The 21956-nt window shown below is 71.8% G+C and carries 6 protein-coding genes; all 6 read right to left on the bottom strand.

Going from position 1 to position 21956, the window contains the following annotated elements:
• Positions 1 to 2 precede the first annotated feature (2 nt).
• On the bottom strand, positions 3 to 6860 hold the full coding sequence (locus tag D7X12_RS14210) for a type I polyketide synthase (RefSeq protein WP_120625815.1): 6858 nt from the start codon (positions 6858 to 6860) through the stop codon (positions 3 to 5).
• The gene (locus D7X12_RS14205) at positions 6857 to 10258 is read right to left on the bottom strand and encodes a non-ribosomal peptide synthetase (RefSeq protein WP_120625814.1); all 3402 of its coding nucleotides are present in this window, start codon (positions 10256 to 10258) and stop codon (positions 6857 to 6859) included. Before D7X12_RS14205 ends, D7X12_RS14210 begins: the two co-directional genes overlap by 4 nt.
• A 56-nt stretch (positions 10259 to 10314) precedes the next feature.
• Positions 10315 to 11391 carry a TauD/TfdA family dioxygenase gene (locus D7X12_RS14200; RefSeq protein ID WP_120625813.1) on the bottom strand — a complete coding sequence of 359 codons (1077 nt, stop codon included), beginning with the start codon at positions 11389 to 11391 and terminating at the stop codon, positions 10315 to 10317.
• Positions 11388 to 14930: a condensation domain-containing protein gene (locus D7X12_RS14195; protein ID WP_158620051.1), complete on the bottom strand. Its 3543-nt coding sequence runs from the start codon at positions 14928 to 14930 to the stop codon at positions 11388 to 11390. Before D7X12_RS14195 ends, D7X12_RS14200 begins: the two co-directional genes overlap by 4 nt.
• Before the next feature lie 247 nt (positions 14931 to 15177).
• Positions 15178 to 17796: a MupA/Atu3671 family FMN-dependent luciferase-like monooxygenase gene (locus tag D7X12_RS14190; RefSeq protein WP_120625811.1), complete on the bottom strand. Its 2619-nt coding sequence runs from the start codon at positions 17794 to 17796 to the stop codon at positions 15178 to 15180.
• A gap of 128 nt (positions 17797 to 17924) precedes the next feature.
• A partial coding sequence (locus D7X12_RS14185) for a non-ribosomal peptide synthetase (protein ID WP_147443655.1) occupies positions 17925 to 21956 on the bottom strand: 4032 nt, incomplete at its 5' end.

Raw genomic sequence — 21956 nt, 5'->3', positions numbered from 1 at the left:
CCTCAGCCCTCCGACCCATCCGCATCGTTGATGAGCGCCGCGAGCGCCCCCAGCTGCGAGTCATCCAGTCCCGCCAGCGGGAAGTCCACGGATGACAGCGCCGCGCGGGTGTCCTGCTCCTCGCTGCCCAGCGTGCGCAGCGCTCCGAGGACCTCCCCGGCGAACCGCGACGCCGTGGCCTGCGTGTACGTCCCGTCGTCGTAGGCGCAGCGCACGTGCAGGCGCCCGCCGGACAGGAACGTCTCCACTTCCAACGCGTACCCACCCGTCGAACGGTGGGCCCCGGGAATCAGGCCCGCACCGAAGGGCGCCGCGTCCTCCGTGGGCTCCACCGGTCCCAGGTGCCGCACGAGCACCTCCGCCCGGGGCAGGCGGCGCAGGCGCTCCGACAGCTCGCCGTGAGCCCCGTCCCGCAGCAGCCCGAAGCCGATGCCCCGGCGCGGCACGCGGCGCATGCGCTCCTTCGCGGCCTTGAGCGCGTCGCTCGCCCCCAGTCCGCGCTCCAGCTCCAGCAGCAGCGGCCAGGTGACGTCGAAGCAGCCCACCGTGCGGGAGAAGTCCTGCCCGTCGAACGCGTCGCGTCCGTCCGTCACGACATCCACGCGCAGCTTGCCTCCACCCGTCCAGGCCGCCAGGGCCTGACCGAGCGCCGCCAGCGCGCCCTCCGCCACGTCCGCACGCCACGTCCCGGTGAGCTTCTCGTGGAGCTGGCGCGTCTCGTCCGCCGACAGCGACACCTCCACGATCCGCGATGCCCCCGAGGCGCTGCCCGCGCGATCCACCGGCAGCTTCGTGGTGCCTTCCGCACTGGCACCCGTCCACACCGACTCCTCCTTGCGCAGCGAATCGGAGCCCGCCTCTTCCGCCAGCCGCTCCGCCCAGCGCTTGAAGGACGCCGTCTTCGCGCGGAGGGCCGGCCCACCGCGCGCATGGCGCACGGCCGCGGACAGGTCCTCCACCAGGAGCCGCCACGAGCCTCCGTCCACCGCCAGCCCGTGCGCCGCGATCAGCAACTGGCTGCTCGCGCCACCCTCCAGCCGCACCCACGCGGCCGACACGAGCGGGCCCGCGCCCACGTCCAGCTTCGCGCGGAGCTTCTCCTCCTCGCCGTGCAGCGCCGCTTCGTGCTCCGCAGCCGGCAGCGCGCGCAGGTCCACCTCCGCGAAGGGCACCTCCGTGCCCGGAGCCGTGCCCGCCTGCTGCCATCCGGACACGCCGCGCGTGAAGCGCAGGCGCAGGGCGTCGTGGTGCGACAGCACTGTGCCCACCGCCTGGGACAGCGCGGACGCGTCCACTGCTCCGCGCACCGCGACCCGCGCCACCCGGGTGGAGGCCGCGACGGGCGCCTCCAGCAGCCGGCGCTGCTCGGGGGTGAGCGGGGCAGGGCCCACCACCGGGCCCTGCTCCGCCTGCTTCGCCACGATGCCGGCGATCATCGCCGCCAGCTCCGCGATGGTGGAGTACTGGAAGAACTGCTGCGGGCTCAACTGCAAGCCGGACTGGCTGCCGCGCGCGATGATCTGGATGGCCTGGACGGAGTCGCCGCCCAGCTCGAAGAAGTTGTCGTTCACGCCCACGTGGTCGATGCCGAGCACCGTCTGCCAGGCCTCGGCGATGCGCTGCTCGATGTCGTTGCGCGGCGCCACGTACTCCGTCTTCAGCTTGGGACGGGCCTGCTGCTCGCCGGGGGCACGCGTCTCGCCCACCGCCGCCAGCACGCGCTCGCGGACGACCTCATCCGTGTGCGCGATGGTCGCGTGCAGGTCGCGCACGGACACCACCACCTGGGACGCCAGGGCCGAGGCGAGGATGCGCTCCAGCGCCGTCACGCCCTCGCTCGGAGCGATCTCCTTGCGCTCGTCGGTGGGCAGCACCTTCGCCAGCGCGGACTCGCGGGCGGCGGCGGCCAGGGCGCGAAGCTCGGCGGCGGGATCGTTGACGCGCTTCTGCGTCAGCCGCTCCACCTCCACCAGGACCCGGCCCTGCTCGTCCATCATCGTGAGGTCGAAGGCGAGCGTCTCGTCTCCGTTGGACGACTCGTTGGCCCGGAAGCGCGCGTGGCTGTACACGCGGCGCGGCAGCTCGCCGTGCAGGCGCAGGACCTTGTAGCCGAAGGGCAGGTAGTAGCCGTGCTCCGCGAGGAAGCTCTTGGCGATGCCCGACGTGCGGTCGATGAGCGACGGGTGGAAGAGGAGCTGCTCGAAGTCGCCGGTGAACTCCGGCATCAGCTCCAGCACCATCAGCAGCTCGTTCTCACCCGGGAGGATGGCCTGGACGCTGCGCCAGCGCGGCCCCAGCTCCTGCTCGTACTCGGCCTCCAGTGACTGCGGGCGCGGCTTGTCGCAGCGCTTGCGGATGGCCTCCAGGTCCTCGACGCGTGCCACGCGGGGACCGCCGAAGCGCACCCGGCCCGCCGAGTGGTCCGTGCCCTTGCCCACGCCGCCCGGCGGCAGGCTCTTCACGCCCCAGCGGTAGCCGTCCCCGTCCTTCTCCAGGGTGAGGCGCACCTCGCGCGTCTCGTTCTCCGGCACGCGCAGCGGCGCGAGGAAGTAGTTGTCCAGCAGCTCGATGGTGCGGCCCTTGGCCTCCTCCGCCACGGCGGCGCGCACCATCTCGAAGTACGTCACGCCCGGCACCGTGGGGTTGCCGAGGATGCGGTGCTCGTCCGTCACCCACTGCGAGCGCGGCTCGCCGAAGGTGCCCGAGTAGACCTTGCGCTGCGGCGTGTCCAAGAGGCAGCGGTGGACGAACGGGTGCGGGATGGCACGCCCCTCGCCCGTCTGCGTCGCCGGCCGCGCGGCCATGCCGACCTCGTCCCACGCGCCCCAGTTGATGGACACCGCGTAGGTGCCCGTGCGCGCCTGGAACGCGCGGGTGAAGGCGTCCAGGTACGCGTTGGCTGCCGTGTAATCCACCTGTCCGAAGCGACCGACCACCGTGGTGAGCGACGAGCAGGCCGCGAAGAAGTCCAGCCGCTCGCCCTCCAGCACGGCCGCCAGCACCTGCGTGCCCGTCACCTTGGGCGCGAGCACCGCCGTCGCCGCCTCGCGCGTCTTGAGCTGGAGCAGGCCGCCGCCCGGAACGCCCGCCGCGTGGATGACGCCATGGAGCGCGCCGAAGCGCTCGCGCGCGGTGGCCACCACCGCCCGCATGCGCTCCAAGTCCGTCACGTCCGCGCTGAGCGCCAGCACCTTCGCGCCCTTCTCCTCCAGGCGCTGCACGGCCTGGATGCGGCGGCGCGTCGCCTCGTCGCCGGACTCCAGGTGCTTCGCCCACTCCTCGCGAGGCGGCACCACCGCGCGCCCGACGAGCACGAGCCGCGCGTGGTACTTCTCCGCCAGCGCCTCGGCGAAGGACAGGCCGATGCCGCCCAGACCGCCGGTGATGAGGTACACGCCGCCTTCACGCAGCGGCACCGCCGATTCGGGGCCTGCCTCCAGGCGCACCTCCTCGAAGTCGCGCACCCAGCGACGGCCACCACGGAAGGCCGCCACGGGCTCCTCCGCGTCCGACGCCAGCTCCGCGGCCAGCAGCTCCACCAGCCGTCCGGCCTGGAAGCTGCCCGCGGGGGGCAGGGTGACGTCCACGCTGCGGCAGTGCACGTGGGGCAGCTCGCGCGGGATGACGTTGGTGGGCCCCAGCGCGACCGCCTGCTCCGGCGACACGAGGTCCCCGCCAATCACTTCCTGCATGCCGTTGGACACCAGCGTCAGGCGCACCGGCTTGCCCGCCGCGTGCGCGCCCAGCGCCTGCGCGAGGTGCAGCGGACTGAAGAACGACCGCTCGACGACGTCCTCCGTCGCCGCGCCCGAGCCCTCGGCGGTGATGCCGGTGAGGTGGACGATGCGCTCCGGCAGCCGCCCATCCGCCGCCAGCTCCGACAGCAGCGCGGCGTAGTCCTCGCGGCGGCCGGGATTCAGCTCGTACGCGTCCGCGCCCGTGCGGCGGAACTCGCGGCCCTGCGTCACCTCCACCAACGCGTGGCCCTGCTGGCGCAGCTTCGCGGCCAGCTTCACGCCCAGGCCCGCCCGATCCTGCAAGAGCAGCCACGGCGCTGCCTTCGCATCAGGGGCCCCGACGGCGGCCACCTTCGGCGCGGACTCCTTCCACACGGGCAGCCAGAACCAGCCCGCCACGTCCTGACGCTTCTCCAGCGAACCCCCGCGCTTCGCACCCTGCGCGCCCGCGGAGGCCCGCAGGTCCACCCAGTAGCGCTGGCGCTCGAAGGGGTAGGTGGGCAGCGGCTCGCGGCGGCGTGTCTCGCCGTCGAAGTACCCCGGTGCGTCCACGCCCAGCAGCCACAGGTAGCCCAGCGTGCGCAGCAGGAACTCCGCTTCCGGCGTGGGCTCGCCCACCGTCGGCAGCGTGGTGTGCATGGACTGGGTCGGCTTCTTGCGCGGGTGCCAGCGCGCGAGCGACTGGAGCGCCTTGCCCGGGCCCACCTCCAGCAACACGGCCTCCGACTCCTTCAGCAGCTCATCCAGGCCGTCCGCGAAGCGCACCGGCTGGCGCAGGTGCTTCGCCCAATAGTCCGGCGAGGTCGCCTGCTCGGCGGTGATCCACGTCCCCGTCACGTTGGAGATGAAGCGCAGCTTCGGCGCGGACGGCTTCGCCTTCGCCACCGCGTCGCGGAAGGCGCCGACGATGGGGTCCATCATCGCCGAGTGGAACGCGTGCGACGTGCGCAGCCGACGGGCCAGCACGTCCTTCGCCGCGAGCCGCTTCTCCAGCGCTTCAATCGCCGCCGGAGTGCCCGCGACGACGCACGAGCCCGGCGCGTTGGCGGCGGCGACCTCCAGCCCGTCACCCAGCAGCGGGCGCACGTCGGCCTCCGCGAGCTGCACGGACAGCATGGCGCCCGGAGGGCAGGACTGCATCAGCCGGCCCCGCGTGGCCACCAGCTCCAGCGCGTCCTCCAGCGTGAACACGCCGGCCAGGCAGGCCGCGACGTACTCGCCCACGCTGTGACCGATCATCGCCGACGGCTCCAGGCCCCACGACAACAGCAGCTTCGCCAGCGCGTACTCCACGACGAAGAGCGCGGGCTGCGTGACGGCCGTCTGCTCCAGCTTCGAGGCGGCCTGCGCATCCTGCGTGTCCGAGCCGAACACCAGCGGCCCCAGGTCCAGGCCGTGGCGCTTCGACAGCAGCTCCAGGCAGCGGTCCGCCTCCTGCTTGAACACGGCCTCCGTGCGGTAGAGCGACGCGGCCATGCCCGGGTGCTGCGAGCCCTGCCCGGGGAACATGAACACCACGGGCCGGGTGACGCGCTCCTGCGTGCGGGTGATGACGCGATCCGGGGACAGCGTCGCCAGGGACTGCGCGGCCTCCTCCACGGTGCGCACCACGACGAAGCGGCGGTGCTCGAAGGCCTTGCGGCCCATCTGGAGCGTGAACGCCACGTCCGCGAGGTTCAGGTCCGGGTGCGCCTTGAGGTGCTCCGCCAGCCGCGTCGTCGCCGTCTCCAGCGCCGCGTCCGAGCGGGCCGACACCACCAGCAACTGGTACTCGCGCGAGGGGCCGGACGGCTTGCGCTCCGGCGCCTCCTCCACGACGACGTGCGCGTTGGTGCCGCCCAGGCCGAACGCGCTCACGCCCGCGCGGCGGGGTGAAGGCGCGTTCCAGTCCTGGAGCTTCGCGTTGACGTAGAAGGGGCTGTTCGCGAAGTCGATCTCCGGGTTGGGCTGCTCGAAGCCGAGGCTGGGCGGGAGCTGCCGGTGCTTCAGCGTCAGCGCCGTCTTGATGAGGCCCGCGATGCCGGCCGCCGTGTCCAGGTGGCCCACGTTGCTCTTCACGGAGCCCAGGCCGCAGTAGCCGTTGCGCGTGGCGCCGCCGCCACGGAACGCCTTCGTCAGCGCCTTCACCTCAATCGGGTCGCCCATGGGCGTGCCCGTGCCGTGGGCTTCGACGTAGGTGATGGTGTCGGGGTCCACGCCGGAGAGCGCGTGCGCCATGCCGATGACCTCGGCCTGGCCGTTCACGCTGGGCGCGGTGTAGCCGACCTTGTCGGTGCCGTCGTTGTTGAGCGCGCCGCCGCGGATCACCGCGTGGATGACGTCGCCGTCGGCGATGGCGTCCGACAGGCGCTTGAGGACGACGACGCCCGCGCCGCTGCCGCCCACGGTGCCCTGCGCGTTCGCGTCGAACGGGCGGCAGTGCCCGTCCGGGGAACCGATGCCGCGCTCGGTGTAGAGGTAGCCCGTCTTCTGCGGGACACTGACGGTCACGCCGCCCGCCAGCGCGGTGTCGCACTGGAGGCTCAGGAGGCTCTGGCACGCGTGGTACACGGCCACGAGTGACGTGGAGCACGCGGTCTGCACCGTCACCGCCGGGCCCTTGAGGTCCAGCTTGTAGGCGACGCGCGTGGCCAGGTGGTCGTTCTTGTTGTGGATGACGGCCTGGAACGCGTTCACCGTGCCCATCAGGTGCCCGGCCGAGGACAGGTTGTAGAGCAGGTAGCCGTTGGCGCCCGCGCCCGCGTAGATGCCGATGGGGCCCTTCGCGCGAGCGGGGTCATGGCCCGCGGACTCCAGGGCCTCCCAGGCGCACTCCATGAAGAGGCGCTGCTGCGGATCGGTGATCTCCGCCTCGCGCGGGGACAGCTCGAAGAAGCGCGCGTCGAACTGCTCGATGCCGTCCAGCGTGGCCCGGGCCTTGACGTACTTTGGATCCTTCAGCTCCGCGGGGTCGATGGCTGCGCGGTCCAGCTCCTCGTCCTTGAAGAAGGTGATGGACTCCACGCCTTCTTGAAGGTTCTTCCAGAACGCCTCGGGGGTGCTGGCTCCGGGGAACCGGCACGCCATGCCCACGATCGCCACGCCTTCCATTGAAGGAGCGTCCTGCTCGATGTCGCTGCTCATCGCTTACCCCTGGCCTTCATCAAGAGGGCCTGTTGCTGCATCGCCTGAAGTTGTTTCTTCGCGCGCTCATCGCGCGCCTGTTGCTGCCGGGACTCCTGGGCCGGATTCGCCTGCGACTGCCCCAGGTACTTCGCCAGCGAGGCCACGGTGGGGTGCTGGAACAGCTCCACCATGGAGAGGCGCCGGCCCATCAACATCGAAAGCTTTTCGTGCACCTGGACCATGAGGAGCGAGTGGCCTCCCAGGTCGAAGAAGCTGCTGTGCAGGCCCACCCGGTCCACCATGAGGGTCTCCTGCCAGATGGCCGCGATGCGCTGCTCCAGCTCCGTGACGGGCGCCTCGTAGGGCCCCGTCTCCGACTGCACCGGGGTCGGCTCCGGCAGCGCGCCCCGGTCCACCTTGCCGTTGCGGTTGAGCGGCAGTCGCGCCAGCGGCACGAAGGTGGAGGGGATCATGAACTCGGGCACCCGCTCGCGCAGGAAGCCGCGCAGCTCCAGCGCGAGCTGCGCCATCGCCGGCTCACTGCCCGCGGGCATGCCGCGGCGGGGCACGAAGTACGCCACCAGCCGCGCGTCCTCCTTCTCCCCGCGCACGACGACGACGGCCTCGCCCACCTCCGGGTGCATGCGCATCAGCGCTTCGATTTCGCCGGGCTCGATGCGGTAGCCCCGCACCTTCACCTGGAAGTCGGCGCGGCCGTGGAAGTCGATGCGGCCGTCCTCGCGGTAGCGGCCCACGTCGCCCGTGCGGTACAGGCGCGCACCCGGCACGGGGCTGAACGGATCCGGCACGAAGCGCTCGGCGGTGAGGTCCGGTCGGCCCTCGTAGCCCCGGGCCACGCCCGCACCTCCGATGAACAGCTCGCCGGGTACGCCCAGGGGAAGCTCCCGCAGGCCCGCGTCCAGCACGTGCACGCGCACGTTGCCCAGCGGTCCGCCGATGCTCGGCTGCGCGGAGTCCGCGATGGGGCACGCCGTGGCGTTCACGGTGCACTCGGTGGGACCGTACATGTTGACGAAGCGCGTGCGGGTGAGCGGGGTGAGCTCCGCCCAGGTGCGCGCGTCGATGGCCTCTCCGCCCACGAGCACGAGGGCCGGGGAGAAGTCCGCGTCGCGCCCCAGGCCCTGCGCCAGCATGGGCCCCAGCAGTGACGGCGTGCAGTCCACGACGTCCACGCTGTTCCGCTGCACCCACGCGCGCATGCGCACCGCGTCCGGCCGCACCTCTTCCGGGACGATGTGCAGCGAGTGGCCGTTGAGGAGCTGGAGCCACTGCTTCACGGAGGCATCGAAGACGAGCGGCGCGTTGACGCTCACGCGCAGGCCGGGACCGCGACCCTGATAGACGACGTCGCGCAGCGTGGCCGCCAGGTTGAGCGCCGAGCGGTGGGGGATCATCACGCCCTTGGGCCGCCCCGTGGAGCCGGAGGTGAAGATGACGTAGGCGGCGTTCTCCGGCGACAGCGTCACGTCGGGCGCGTGGCTGGGGGCGTTGGCCAGGGCTTCGGTCTCCTGGTCCAGGCAGAGGAAGCCATGCAGGCCATCGGGCAGTGACGCGCGCAGGTGGGAGCGGGTGACGACGAGCGGGGCTCCGGACTGCTGGATGACGTAGGACAGCCGCTCGCGCGGGTAGGTCGGATCCAGCGGCACGAAGGTGCCCCCGGCCTTGAGGATGCCGAGCAGCACCACGAGCTGCTCCGCCGACCGCTCCAGGCACACCGCCACGCGCGTCTCGGGCCCTACGCCTTTCGCGCGCAGGTGCCAGGCGAGCCGGTTGGCGCGCTCGGACAGTGCGGCGAAGGTGAGCTGTTCGTCCTCGAAGGCGACTGCGATGGCGTCCGGCCGCGCGCGGGCCACGGTCTCGAAGCGCGCGGGCAGCGTGTCCTGCGTGTCGTGGTCGCGAGCGGTGCGGTTGAAGTCCGCCAGCCGCTCCAGTTCGCGCGGGCCCACCCAGGGCAGGGCTTCCAGCGCGCGCTCGGGCGCGGCCACCGCCGAGGTGAGCAGGGTCTCCAGGCGCTCCAGCAGCCGGGCCGCCTCCTCGGGCGCGTACGCGGCTTCGTCGTGGTGCAGTTCCAGCGACAGCGGTCCCCGCCCGCGCACCAGGGCGAGGGTCAGCTCGGCACGCTCACCGCGCGCTTCCAGGTGGGTGAAGGACAGCGTCAGTCCTCCCGCGCGAACGGGCTCCGGCCACGCGAGGTCCTCGAAGGCGAAGGAGCGGGAGGTCGGGGTGCCACCAACGGCGGGGAAGGCGCTCAGCGCGTCGAAGTCGTCCTGCCACGCGGCGGTTTCACGGACGGCCCGTGACATGTCGCGCACGAGCGCTTCAAAGCCCGCGCCGCGAAGCTCGGGCGAGGTACGCACGGGCAGCCAACGCTCGAAGAGGCCGAGCGCCACGTCCAGGCCGTCGTAACCACGGCCTTCGACGCGCACGGAGATGCACGCCTCGTTGTTGCCGCCCATGCGTGCCAGCAAGCGCGACCAGCCCGCGAGCACGACGTCCGCGACCGGGACACCCAGTCGGCCGGCCAGTGTCTCCAGGGCCTTGGCCGTCTCGGGAGCCAGCACGCGCGCCGCGCGGCGGGTGTGCAGGCCGTGCGAACCCGGGCCCGTGCGGCGCGTGGGCAGCGTCGCACCCGTGGCGCCTGTGAGGTCACGGCCCTTCCAGAAGCGCCGTCCGTCCGCGCCGTCGTCGGACTCAAGGATCTGGTGGAAGACCTCCGCGACGTCCGCGTACTGCGGAGGCGGCTCGGTGTCCGTGCTCGACGAAGCACTTCCCGAAGCGTTCAGCGCACGTCCCAGCTCACGCGCGATCACGGCGAACGTCTGGCGGTCCGCGGACAGCGCGGGCAGCTCCAGGATCAACGCATGACGACCCTGGCCGAGCACCACGAGCCGTGCCGGCGTCAGCGTCTCCCGCGATGCCGCGGAGCCCTTGGCGTTCAGCGTCTCCCGCGGTGCTGATGCCGGCGTCTCCCGCGATGCCGTGGAGCCCTTGGCGCTCAGCGGCTCCTGCAATGCCGTCGCGCGCTCGGTGATCGGCGCTCCCAGCCCTCCTGGCGTCAGCACCTCTTGCGATGCCTCCGCGAGCAGTTCCTCCAGCCGCGCGGTCGCCTCCGTCTCGGCGAGGGCGCTCCAGTCGAGCACCTCCAGGACGGTGGCCGGCACGTCACCGGGCAACTGCACCGCGGCGGTCGTGCCCGCGAGGTGCCGGTAGGTGGTGCGAAGCACCTCGTGCTCCGAGCACAGCTCGCGCACGGCCCGCTCCAGGCGCTGGACGTCGAGCGGGCCTTCCAGCGCGAGCACGGCCCTCGCACGCGACGGCGCTCCCGGAGCGGCGGCCAGGAGGGACCAGAGTCTTGCTTGCTGAGGGGAGAGCCGGAATCCGGATGGCTGGGTCAAGCTGAGGGCTCCTGGAGGGAGACTGGACGGGCGCGAGGCCCGCGGAGTTCAGGCGTTCAGCCTGGCGGCGGATCGCGGGGCGCATCCGTGACCGGCGCGACCTCGCTCCATGGGAAGGGACGGGCCATGCCGGCCAACACCCGCCGGGGCCCCACGAAGGACGAACGCGCGTGCGCCGCAAGCAGGTTGTCGATGACGAGCAGGTCCCCGCGCTCCCACGGGAACATCACCTGCTCGGCCTCGTACGCGGCGCGCAGCGTCTCCATCACCTGCGGCTCGATGGGGCTGCCGTCGCCGTAATACGTGTGGTTCGGCAGTGCTTCCTCGCCCAGGTCGGCCAGGAGCGCGGAGGCCACCGGCGCGGGCAGCGTGGAGACGTGGAAGAACGTGGCGTGGTTGAACCAGACGGGCTCACCCGTGACGGGGTGCAGGCCCGCCGCGCGCCGCACCTGCCGCGTGCGCAGGCGGTTGCCTTCGCGCCACTCGACCTGGATGCCGCTGCGCTGGCAGTACGCCTCCACCTCCGCGCGGTCCTCCGTCTGGAACGCCGTCTGCCAGCTCAACCCCAGCTGGTCGCCGAAGTTGCGGACGTACGTGTAGCCCTGCTCCAGGAAGCGCGCGCGCACCTCGGCCGGCAGGCGCTGGAAGATGCGCCGCGTGTCCGCGAGCGGCGTCTCGCCACCCTGTTGCGACGGCAACACGCAGGCGAAGAAGAGGCGCGCCGGGAAGGTCTGATTGTAGGACTGCTCGTTGTGCAGGAAGATCCGCTCGGACGGCGGATGGTCCGTGGACGTGTAGATGTTCCCGCTCACCTGCGAGCGCGGCGACGAGCGCTCCTCGTAGGCCAGCGCCTCGTCCGCCAGCGCACGGATGACCCCGTCCATCGCCTCCGGCGTCACCACGTCGAAGCCGCGGAAGAGCACGGCGCCATGGCGGTGGAGCTGCTCATCCACCCGTGCGCGGTGCGTGCGGCACCACTCGGCCAGCTCCACGCCCGGAAGGGCAGGGCGGGCCGCGATGGGCAGGTGCAGTCCGGGCCGCAGCTCCTCGAAGCGCACGAAGTCCTGCCCGGAGCCGTCCACTTCACGCCTGCGCAGCTTCGGGAGTGCGCGCTTCGGCTGACCGTCCGTCATGACTCGCTCCCACCGCGACGGCGCACGCCGCGGAACAGTTCCTTGCGTGAGGACTGCAGCGCCTGCGCCCGCTCCTGCTGCCGCTGACGCTCGCGCTCCACCAGCACCCCGTGCAGCTCCTCCAACGTCGCGTCCGGCCGGGCCACCGCCGCCGCCAGCGTGGCCTCGTAGTCCTCCGCCAGCCGCGCGATGGTCGCCGCGTCGAAGAGGGCGGTGGCGAATCTCAGCACGCCCTGGAAGCGGCCCTCGGATTCGGCCAGCAGCACGGACAAGTCGAAGGGCGAGCCGCCGTCGTCGATCTCCAGCTGGCGCAGCTTCAGCCCGGGCAGTCGCAGCGCGGGCAGCGGCGCGTTCTCCAGGACGAACATCACCTGGAAGAGCGGGTTGTAGCGGGCGTCGCGCGGCGGCCGCAGCGCCTCCACCAGCTTGTCGAACGGGACATGCGGATGCGCCTGTCCACCGAGCGCCACCTCGCGCACGCGCCCGAGCACCTGCCGGAAGGTGGGGTTGCCCTCCAGGCCCACGCGGAGCACCAGCTGGTTGACGAACAGGCCGATGAGGTTCTGCGTCCGCGCGTGCTCGCGGCTGGCCACGTCCGTGCCCACCACCAGGTCCGCGCGGCCGGTGCGCGAGTGCAGCAGCACCAGGAACCCCGCCAGCAGCGACATGAAGGGCGTGGTGCCCTCCGCCCGGCCCAGCTGCCGCAGCCCTTCGCTGAGCGCGGCGGAGAGCGCCACCGGCTGCCGCGCACCCTCGAAGTGCTGGCGCTCCGGGCGGGGGCGATCCAGGGGCAGCTCGAGGAGCGGCGGTGCTCCCGCCAGGCGCTCCTTCCACCACGCCAGCTCCTCGTCCAGCAGGCCGCCTTCCAACCGGCGCCGCAGCCACGCCGCGTGATCCGCGTACTGCACGGGCAGCTCCGGCAACGGTGACGGCCGACCCTGCGCGAAGGCCGCGTAGAGCGCGCCCAGCTCCCGCACCACCACGCCCATGCTCCAGCCGTCCGACACCACGTGGTGCAGCGTGAGCAGCAGCCGGTGCCGCTCCTCCGACAGCTTGAGCAGCTTCGCGCGCACGGGAAGCTCGCGCTCCAGATCGAACGGCCCGCGCGCCTCCTCGGCGGTGAGGCGCTCCGTCTCCGCGGCCTGTTGCTCCTGAGGCAGTCCGCTCAAGTCCACCACCGCGCCGGGGCGCGCCAGCGGTCCACCGGCCGGGACTTCCGAAGGCGGGAGGATGTCCTGCACGCGGCGGCCCTGGACGCGGGGGAAGCGCGTGCGCAGCGCCTCGTGCCGGTGGACGATGGCCTCCAGGCTGCGCGTGAGCACCGCCACGTCCAGGCGCCCCTCCAGCTCCACCGCCGCGGGGATGTTGTACGCCGCGCTGCCGGCCGCGAGCTGATCCAGGAACAGCAGACGCTCCTGTCCAGGCGACAGCGGCGCGTCCCCCCGAGCCCCCGCGACCAACGGCGGCGGCGCGGCGGTGGGATGGCGCAGCTCCGAGAGCGCCCGCGCGGTGAGCGCCTCCAGGTGCACGCCGTCCAGCAGCAGCGCCACCGGGAGGTGGATCTCCAGCTCCTCTTCCAGCGCTGCCTTCAGCTCCACGGCGTGGATGGAGTCCAGGCCCAGCGCGGTGAGGGGCCGCGTCGCTTCCAGCGCCGACAGCGGCACGGACAGGGCGCGCGACAGGTGCCGACGCAGGTACGTGCCCAGCAGCTCCGCCCGCTCCGTCTCGGACGCGGCCCGCAGCGTCTCACGCGTCAGCCGGGACTCCTCCGGCGTGACACTCCCGGAAGCCTCGGGCGCGTCGCCAACCTCGGCGGGAGACTCGGCGAGGTTCTCCTGGGCGAGGATCTCCAGCTCGTTCGCCAGCAGCTGCGTGCGGCACGCGCGCCGCTGCACCTTGCCGCTGGACGTCTTGGGCAGTCCACCCGCGGGGATGAGCACCACCGTGCCCACGGCCACCTCGTGCGCCTGCGCGATTGCGCGCCGGACGGCGTCGATGGCGGCGGACGGTTCGCCCAGGACCTTGCGGTCCACCTCCAGCACCACGACGAGCTTCTCCTCGCCACCCCGGTCCACGGAGAACGCGGCCGAGCAGCCCGGACGCATCGCCGGGTGGCTCGACTCCGCCGTCAGCTCCAGGTCCTGCGGGTAGTGGTTGCGCCCGCGCAGGATGATCAGGTCCTTGATGCGGCCCGCGACGAACAGCTCCGCGCCGGACAGGAAGCCCAGGTCGCCCGTGCGCAGGTAGGGGCCTTCACCCGTGTCGGCGCGCCGCGCCCGGAAGGTCGCCTCGCTCTCCTCGGCGCGCTCCCAGTAGCTGCCCGCCACGCTCGGGCCGCGCAGCCAGATCTCCCCCAGCCGGCCCTCGGGCACGGGCATGCGGGACTCGGGCTCCACGATGATCAACTCCTGCCCGGGGATGCTCGCGCCACTGCCCACCAACGTGCGCGCTTCGGTCGGATCCTTCACGTCACCGGGGGACAGCGTCTCCGCGCGGCCCTGCTGGAGCGCCTCCTGCCGATACACCTGCTCCACCGGGGGCGCGGCCTTGCGCCCACCGGACGCGATGAGCGTCGTCTCCGCGAGCCCGTAGCACGGGTAGAAGGCCTCCTTGCGGAAGCCGGAGTCCGCGAACGCCCGCGTGAAGCGCTCCAGCGTCTCCGCGCGCACCGGCTCCGCGCCGTTGAAGGCCACGTCCCACGAACTCAAATCCAATGCCGCGCGCTGCTCCGGCGTCGTCTTGCGCACGCACAGGTCGAAGGCGAAGTTGGGTCCGCCGCTCGTCGTCGCCCGATAGCGGGAGATGGCCTCCAGCCAGCGCGCGGGCCGCTTGAGGAAGTCCAGCGGCGACATCAGCACCACGGGGAAGCCTCCGCACAGCGGCTGCAGCACGCCGCCGATGAGGCCCATGTCGTGGTACGGCGGCAGCCAGATGACGCCGCGGCTGTCGTCCGAGTGCTCGAAGCACTGATGGATGGCCAGCGAGTTCGCCAGCAGGTTGCCGTGGCTCAGCATCACGCCCTTGGGCGTGCCGGTGGAGCCGGAGGTGTACTGGAGGAAGGCCAGCGCCTCGCGCGCCGTGCCCGGGTCCTTCCACGCGCTCGCCTCGCCATCCTCCACCGCGTCGGTGGCCAGCCACGACAGCCCGGCGAGCGCGACGGACTGCTCGCCCATGGACTCCATGAAGCCCTGGATGAAACCGGTGGTGAGCGCGAAGCGCGCCCGTGCGTCCTGGATCACCGCCTCCAGCCGCGGCAGCGTGCGCGCCAGCCGCATCGGATCCGGCGGGTAGGCCGGCACCGCCACCGCGCCCGCGTAGAGACAACCCACGAAGGCGGCCACATACTCAAGACCTGGAGGGTAGAGCAGCAACACCCGCTCGCCCCGGGCCCCGCGCGCCTGGAGCGCCGCACCAATGGCGCGGGCCCGACGATCCAGCTCGCCGTAGGTGAGGTGCGCCTCCTCCGAATCACCGTCCACCAGGAACGTGTAGGCGAGCTGATCCGGGCGCTGCTCCGCCCTGAGACGTGAAAGCTCCACCAACGTTGAGACTTCCAGCAACAAGCCTGGCGAAATCATGCGTTGGGCCGAACGAGATGTGTCGAGCCCCAAGCCCCCCGCGTGCACCTCGGGGACGACACGAAGCCCATACAGTGTTGACGGAATTATTCTTGAAAAACGAACAGCGCTGATAACACGGCACGTTACAAACTGTCCATGTACGCAGGCATTTCGCGGTCAGGCCCCTTGATACATCGGGCCCCTGACACAGCATCCCACCTGTGGATCAGCGGGTGGGGACCGGATGCTCGGCGGACAGGCTGTCGGTCAATCGCACCGTCAGTTCGGGACGCGCGCCCGGCAGTCGCTCCGCGAGGTACTCGGTGAGCACGCGCTGCATGCGCAGGGACTCGTCCTGCACCAGTCGCTTGAGCTCGGCCAGGTGCGTGAGGCTCTCCAGGACGGCATCGGTGCCGACACCGAAGTCGATGAGACATGCCACCTCGTCCACGTCTCCTGAGAGGAGCTTGTCCACCATGGGGAGACAGGACGTCACGGTGCCGATGAGCGCGCCGGAGCGGTAGTAGCGCTCGAAGGCGTACGAGGCCAGGTAGTCCGCCCACTTGGGCTCGTTGATGTCCACCTGGAGGTCCAGGCTCTTCACCATCGTCTGCATCAGCGCCACGTGCGCGCGCAGGTACGCGGTGAGCGGGCCGCGCACCGTGTCCAGCACGTCGTCCACGTCCTGGCCGACGAAGGTGTGCATCATCAGCGTGGCGGTGCGCGAGTCACGCGCGTGGCCGACCTTGTCCGCCGCCGCGTGGTAGAGGCCGATCTTCTCCAGCGCCTCCTCCAGGGGCTGACCCAAAAGCGACGTGAGGACGTTGTAGCCGCCGACGCCGGTGCGCTCGAAGAGGGCGGGGTCCGTGGCGCACGTCACCCAGGTGGGCAGCCGGGGCTGGATGGGGCGGGGGAAGACCTTCAGCTCCACGTCCTTGCCCGCGCCGTCGCGCGCCGTCACGGACTCGCCGCGCCACAGCCGTTCGACCTTCTCCAGGTTCTCCCACATGACGTCGCGCTTGCGCGCGAAGTGCTCCGGGTAGAGGGCGAAATCGTTGGGCACCCAGCCGGAGGCGATGGAGATGCCGGCGCGGCCCCCGGAGAGGTTGTCGACGATGGACCACTCCTCCGCGACGCGGAAGGGGCTCTGCAGGGGCAGCACGACGCTGCCCGCGCGCAGGCTGATGTGCTTCGTCATCGTGGCGATGCCCGCGGCGAGCAGCGACGGGTTCGGGTAGATGCCGCCGTGCTCGTGGAAGTGGCGCTCCGGCGTGGAGACGGACGAGAAGCCGTTCGCGTCCCCGAACTTCGCCGCCTCCAGCAGCAGGCGGTACTTGTCGGTGGTGCCCGCGTCCTCGTCCGCGAAGAAGAACAGGCCGAAGTCGAGCTTCCGCGCGCGGCGGCGGGTGGGCACCACGTGCGCGACAAGCTGGGAGCCCTCGACGCGCACGTCCACCGAGCGCACCTCGGGGTGCCACGCCAGGAGGGCGCGCAGCTCCTCCGGGCCCACGGACGTGCCCGCGGTGGCGGGGCTGCGCGTCGCGCCTCCCGCGGCGTCCAGCACCTCGCCCAGCGAGGACAGCTCGCGGTCCGGCTGCGTGACGAGCACGTCCAGCAGCGCCGACAGCTGACCCGCGAGCCGGATGACGTCCAGGGGCGCGAAGCGGTTCGCGTCATGGTGCAGCCGCAGCGCCAGCCGTTCTCCGGCCACGGCCTCCACCGTCAGCGAGCAGGGCGGAGGGGAAGCCACGTGGCGGAAGGCGCCCAGGCCCTGCGCGCGGGCCAGGGGCTTGAGCGTGTCCTCGTCGGGCGGCTCCCAGGCAAGGACGGCGCTCTGGAAGAGGGCGGCGTCCTCCGGCAGCTTCAGCCACTGGCGGACCTGGGCCTGGGAGACGTACTCGTGGCGCTGGGCTTCGGACAGCTCGGCCTGGAGGGCGCGCAGCCAGCGCAGGGGCGTGCCCTGGGCGGGGATGGCGAACCGGCGCGGCCGCAGGTGCGCGAAGCGGCCCGCGAGCGGCCGGCCCTGGACGAGCGCGGCGGTGCGGCCGGGCACCTGGGCCCCGAAGACGACCTCCGTGCTGCCGGTGTGGTGGCGCAGCATGAGCGCCCACGCGGCCTGGAGCAGCGTGCCCAGCCCCAGCTTGTGCTTGCGCAGGAACGCCAGCACGTTGCCCGACTCCGTCGCGGGCAGCAGCAGTTGTTGCAGGCCCGTGACACCGGGCGCTGTGCCGGTGTCGGAGCGCGTGGGAAGCAGGGTGGGGCGCGGATCCTTCAGCGTCTCTTTCAGGTGCGTTTCCGCATCGCCCGCGCCCTGCGCTTCCATCCACGCGAGGTATTCGCGGAACGGCCGCGCCTTCTCCAGCGCGGCGTCGGTCTTCTCACGGGTGGCCTGATACAGGCGCAGCAGCTCTTCCAGGCAGAGCCGCGCGGCGCCCGCGTCCAAGGCCGCCGCGTGCCAGGCGAAGACGAGGAAGGAGGCCTCCGCGGAGGTGCGCACGACGGACAGTCGCACCAGCGGTGCGGCCGTCAGGCCCATGCCCCGCTTGCGATCCGCCTCCAGCCAGGACTCCAGGCCCTGGGGGGCCTCCGCCCGCTCCAGCGACGGGGCGAGCTTCTCGCGGACCACCTGCATGGGCTCCGGCATCCCCTGGAGGAAGAACGCGGTGCGCAGCGCGGTGTGCCGGCGCACCAGCTCCCGCAGGGCTTCCTCCAGCGCCGCTTCATCCAGGACGCCACGGGTCGCCGCGACCAGGTGTTCGATGGGCGCTTCCGCCGGGGGCGACGGTGGCATCAGCAGCTCCCGCTGGGCGGGGGTGAGCCGGTAGACGTCCTCGACGTTCTTCATGGTGCGCTCGACTCCTCGGCGGTCCGGTCAGCCTGAAACACCGGACACGGTGTGCTTGCGAGGTGTCGAAGCTATTACGGACACCACCCCCCCGGGAATGACCCGGGGGGACCGTGTATCGCGTTGTTTCATGGCTCCAGCAACCTGCCCAGGTGCGCGGCGACGTGCTGGACGTGCTCCGCCCGCAGCAGGCTGTAGTGATTGCCCTGGACCTCCTGGACCCGGGCGTGCGGGACCTGGGCCGTCCAGCCGCGATCCAGCGGATCCGAGTCGGGGCGTTCGCTCGCACGCAGCACGACGAGCGGTCCCGCGAACGGCCCGGGCTCGTAGTGGCGCATTGCCCGCAGGTTGCTCGTGAAGACGTCGAAGAGCGTGCGCACCTGGGCCGCTCCCGTCTCCGGGGCCAGCAGTCCGGCGGACTGGCCCGCCGCGAGCAACCGTTCGAGGACGGACTCCACGCCGGGTTCGGGCTCGGTGAGGTCCAGCGTCCAGGCCTCGCGGTTCACGAGCCCGGCGAAGTCGCTGGCGAAGCGCAGGGCGAGCTCTCGCGGATCCTCCGCGTCTGGTGCTTCCGACCTCGCGTGGAGCGGGCTGGGATCGATGAGGGCCAGGACCTCGGTGGTCTCCCCGAGTGCCTGGAGCTGGCGCGCCATCTCGTAGGCCACCAGCGCTCCCATGGACCAGCCTCCCAGGCGGTAGGGGCCCTGGGGTTGGACGGTGCGGATGGCGTCGAGGTAGCTCGCGGCCATCTCCTCGATGCGCTCCAGCGGCCGCTGGGCCCCGTCGAGCCCCTGCGACTGGAGGCCATAGAAGGGCTGATCCGGTCCCAGGGCCTGCGCCAGCTCCGCGTAGCTCAGGACGTTGCCGCCCACGGGGTGGACGCAGAAGAACGGCCGGCGCGTGCCCTCGCGCCGGATGGGCACCAGCGGTGAGAAGGGCGCGGGCACCTGATGCAGCAGCTCCGCCAGCTGCTCCACCGTGGGCGCCTGGAACAGCGCGGCCAGGGGCAGCTGCCGCTTCAGGCGTTCACGGATGACGGACATGAGGCGCACGGCGAGGAGCGAGTGGCCACCCAGTTCGAAGAAGTGGCTCTTCACGCCAATGGGCTTGATGCCGAGCAGCTCCTCCCAGATGGAGGCCAGCTCCTGCTCCAGGGGATTGCGTGGCGCTTCGTAGTTGCCGCCGAAGAGGGCCGCCTCGGGAGCAGGGAGCGCCTTGCGATCCACCTTGCCGCTGGTGGCGAGGGGGAGGGTGGCCAGCGGGACGTAGACGAAGGGCACCATGTAATCGGGCAGCCGCTGCTTGAGGAACGCGCGCAGGGCGTTCGGCTCCAGCGCGGCGTTCGGCTCCGACGCGGGGGTCGGCACCACGTAGGCGACGAGGCGCTGGTCGCCCGGGACGTCCTCGCGGACCAGGACGGTGGCGTCCTGGATGTCGGGGTGGCCCTGGAGGGCGACCTCGATTTCACCCAGCTCGATGCGGAAGCCGCGCAGCTTCACCTGGAAGTCGATGCGACCCAGGTATTCGAGCGTGCCGTCCTGACTCCAGCGGGCCTTGTCACCCGTGCCGTACATGCGCTCGCCGGGCTCGGTGCCGAAGGGGTTCGGGACGAAGCGTTCGGCGGTGAGGTGCGGGCGGCCGAGGTAGCCGCGCGCGAGGCCCGCACCCGCGATGAAGAGTTCTCCGGCCACGCCCACCGGCACGGGATGCAGGTTCGCGTCCAGCACGTAGGTGCGCGTGTTGGGCAGCGGGCCTCCCAGCGAGGGCTTCGTACCCGGACGGACCTCGCAGACGGTGGTTTCGACGGTGCACTCGGTGGGGCCGTAGCAGTTGAAGGTGCGCGTGGTTTCGGACGCGGCCAGCAGGTTCCAGGTGGCCTCGTCGATGGCCTCGCCGCCAGGGGCCAGCAGCGTGGGCGCGGCGTCGCCTTCCAGCAGGCCCGCCTGGAGCAGCAGTCGCAGCAGGGACGGCGTGCTGTCGATGGCCTGGACGCGGTACTTGCGCTGCCATGCCACCAGGGCTTCCGCATCCTGACGCGTGGCCTCCGGGACGATGCACATGCAGTGGCCGTCGATGAGGTGGAGCAACTGCTGCACGGAGGCGTCGAAGGTCAGCGGCGCGTTGACGCTCAGCCGCATGCCCGCGGGCACTCCCTTGTAGACGGTGCGCCGCAGGGCCCGTTGCAGGTTGAGCATCGCGCCGTAGCGCACCATCACGCCCTTGGGCGTGCCGGTGGAGCCGGACGTGTAGATGACGTACGCGAGGTTCTCCGACGTCGCGCTCGGCGCCAGATTGTGTTCGGGCAGCGTGGCCCAAGCGGCGTCCTTCGCATCCACACGCACCACCGGCATGTCCTCCGGCAGCCAGGACGTGGCGAGGTGTTGCTGCGTGAGGACCACCGTCGCGGCGCAGTCCTGGAGGGCGAACGCGCGGCGCTGGTCGGGCCATGCAGGATCCAGCGGGACGTAGGCGCCGCCGGCCTTGAGGACGGCCAGCAGGGCGATGAGCATGTCCACGGAGCGCTCGAAGCAGAGCACGACGCGGACCTCGGGGCTCACGCCCAGCGTGCGCAGGTGCCGGGCGAGCTGGTTGGCCCGGGCGTTGAGCTGCGCGAAGGAGAGCACCGTCTCCTCCAACTGCACGGCAGGTGCATCCGGCGTGCGGGCGACCTGCTGTTCGAAGGCGACGGGGAAGGTGAGGCCTTGCGGCAGCTCCTCGCGGGTGTCGTTCCAGGCGTGGAGCAGCGTGTGCCGCTCGTCGGGCGTCAGCATCGTCAGCTCGGCGACCCGGGTGTCGGGCGTGGCCACCGCGGACTCGATCAGCACCTGGAGGTGCTTCACGAGTCGCTGGACGGTCTCTTCGCGGAAGAGGTCGGCGCTGTAGGTGATGGAGCCCCGGAGGCCTTCCGGTGACGTGGCGAAGGCGAACGTGAGGTCGAACTTCGCGGCGTGGCCCCCCACCTCCACGGGGTGGAGGGACAGTGCCCCCTGCTCCGTGGCGGGATTCGACGTGGGCGTGTTCTGCACTGCGAGCATCGCCTGGAAGAGCGGCGTGCGGCTCAGGTCCCGTCGCGGTTGCAGCTCTTCGACGAGCTTCTCGAAGGGGACATCCTGGTGGGCCTGGGCGCCCAGGGTGGTCTCCTTCGCCCGTGCCAGCAGTTGGCGGAAGGTGGGCGCGTCGTCCAGGCGTGCGCGCAGGGCCAGCGTGTTGACGAAGAAGCCGATGAGGCCTTCCAGCTCCGCGAAGCGGCGTCCCGCGATGGGCGTGCCGATGACGAGGTCATCCTGGCCGGAGTAGCGCGCGAGCAGGGCCTGCGTGGAGGCGAGCAGGACCATGAAGAGGGTGGCTCCCTCCTCCTGGACCAGGGACTCCAGCGCCTGGCTCACCGATACGGGCAGGCGGAAGTGGACGGTGCCCCCGCGCGTGGACTGCACGGGCGGACGCGGGAAGTCCGTGGGCAGCTCCAGCGTGTGCGGTGCACCCATGAGCTGCTGCTTCCACCACGCCACCTGGCGCGCCAGCACGTCGCCCTGCAACCACGAGCGCTGCCACACGGCGTAGTCGGCGTACTGGACGGGCAGCTCGGGCAGGGGCGAGGGGCGGCCCTGACGGAAGGCTTCGTAGAGCGCGGCCACTTCGCGCACCAGCACCTCGCTGGACCAGCCGTCGGAGATGACGTGGTGCAGGTTGAGGAGCAGCACGTGCTGCTGTGCGGACAGCCGCAGCAGGCTGGCCCGCAGGAGCGGTCCCTGGGCGAGGTTGAATGGCGTTCCTGCTTCTTCCAGGGCCCGGCGCCGGGCTTCGGCTTCCGGGGCTTCGTGTGCGCGCAGGTCGACCACCGGCAGACGGAAGGCCGTCGGCGGATGGATGTGCTGCACCGGCGTGCCGTCCGCTTCATGCAGGGTGGTGCGCAGGGCTTCGTGACGGCGCACCAGCTCCGTGAAGGCCTGCTCCAACGCGCCCACGTTCAAGGCTCCATCGAGCCGGAGCGCGGACGGGATGTTGTAGGCCGACCCTCCGGGCTGGAGCTGTTCGAGCAACCACAGCCGCTGCTGCGCGAAGGACAGGGGGAGGGAGGCGTTCGTCCTCGGCGTGGCGACGAGGGCGGGCAGGGCCTGGGTGCTGGGGGCCTGCTCCACGCGCAGGGCGAGCTGCTCCAG

This window comes from Corallococcus sicarius, assembly GCF_003611735.1.
GTDB lineage: Bacteria > Myxococcota > Myxococcia > Myxococcales > Myxococcaceae > Corallococcus > Corallococcus sicarius.
This window is presented reverse-complemented; position numbering and strand designations above follow the sequence as displayed.

Bases quoted from the DNA above. Each gene is read 5' to 3' on its own strand.
- D7X12_RS14190 (WP_120625811.1), bottom strand. From the start codon at position 17,796: ATGAAGAACGTCGAGGACGTCTACCGGCTCACCCCCGCCCAGCGGGAG.
- D7X12_RS14210 (WP_120625815.1), bottom strand. From the start codon at position 6,860: ATGAGCAGCGACATCGAGCAGGACGCTCCTTCAATGGAAGGCGTGGCG.
- D7X12_RS14200 (WP_120625813.1), bottom strand. From the start codon at position 11,391: ATGACGGACGGTCAGCCGAAGCGCGCACTCCCGAAGCTGCGCAGGCGT.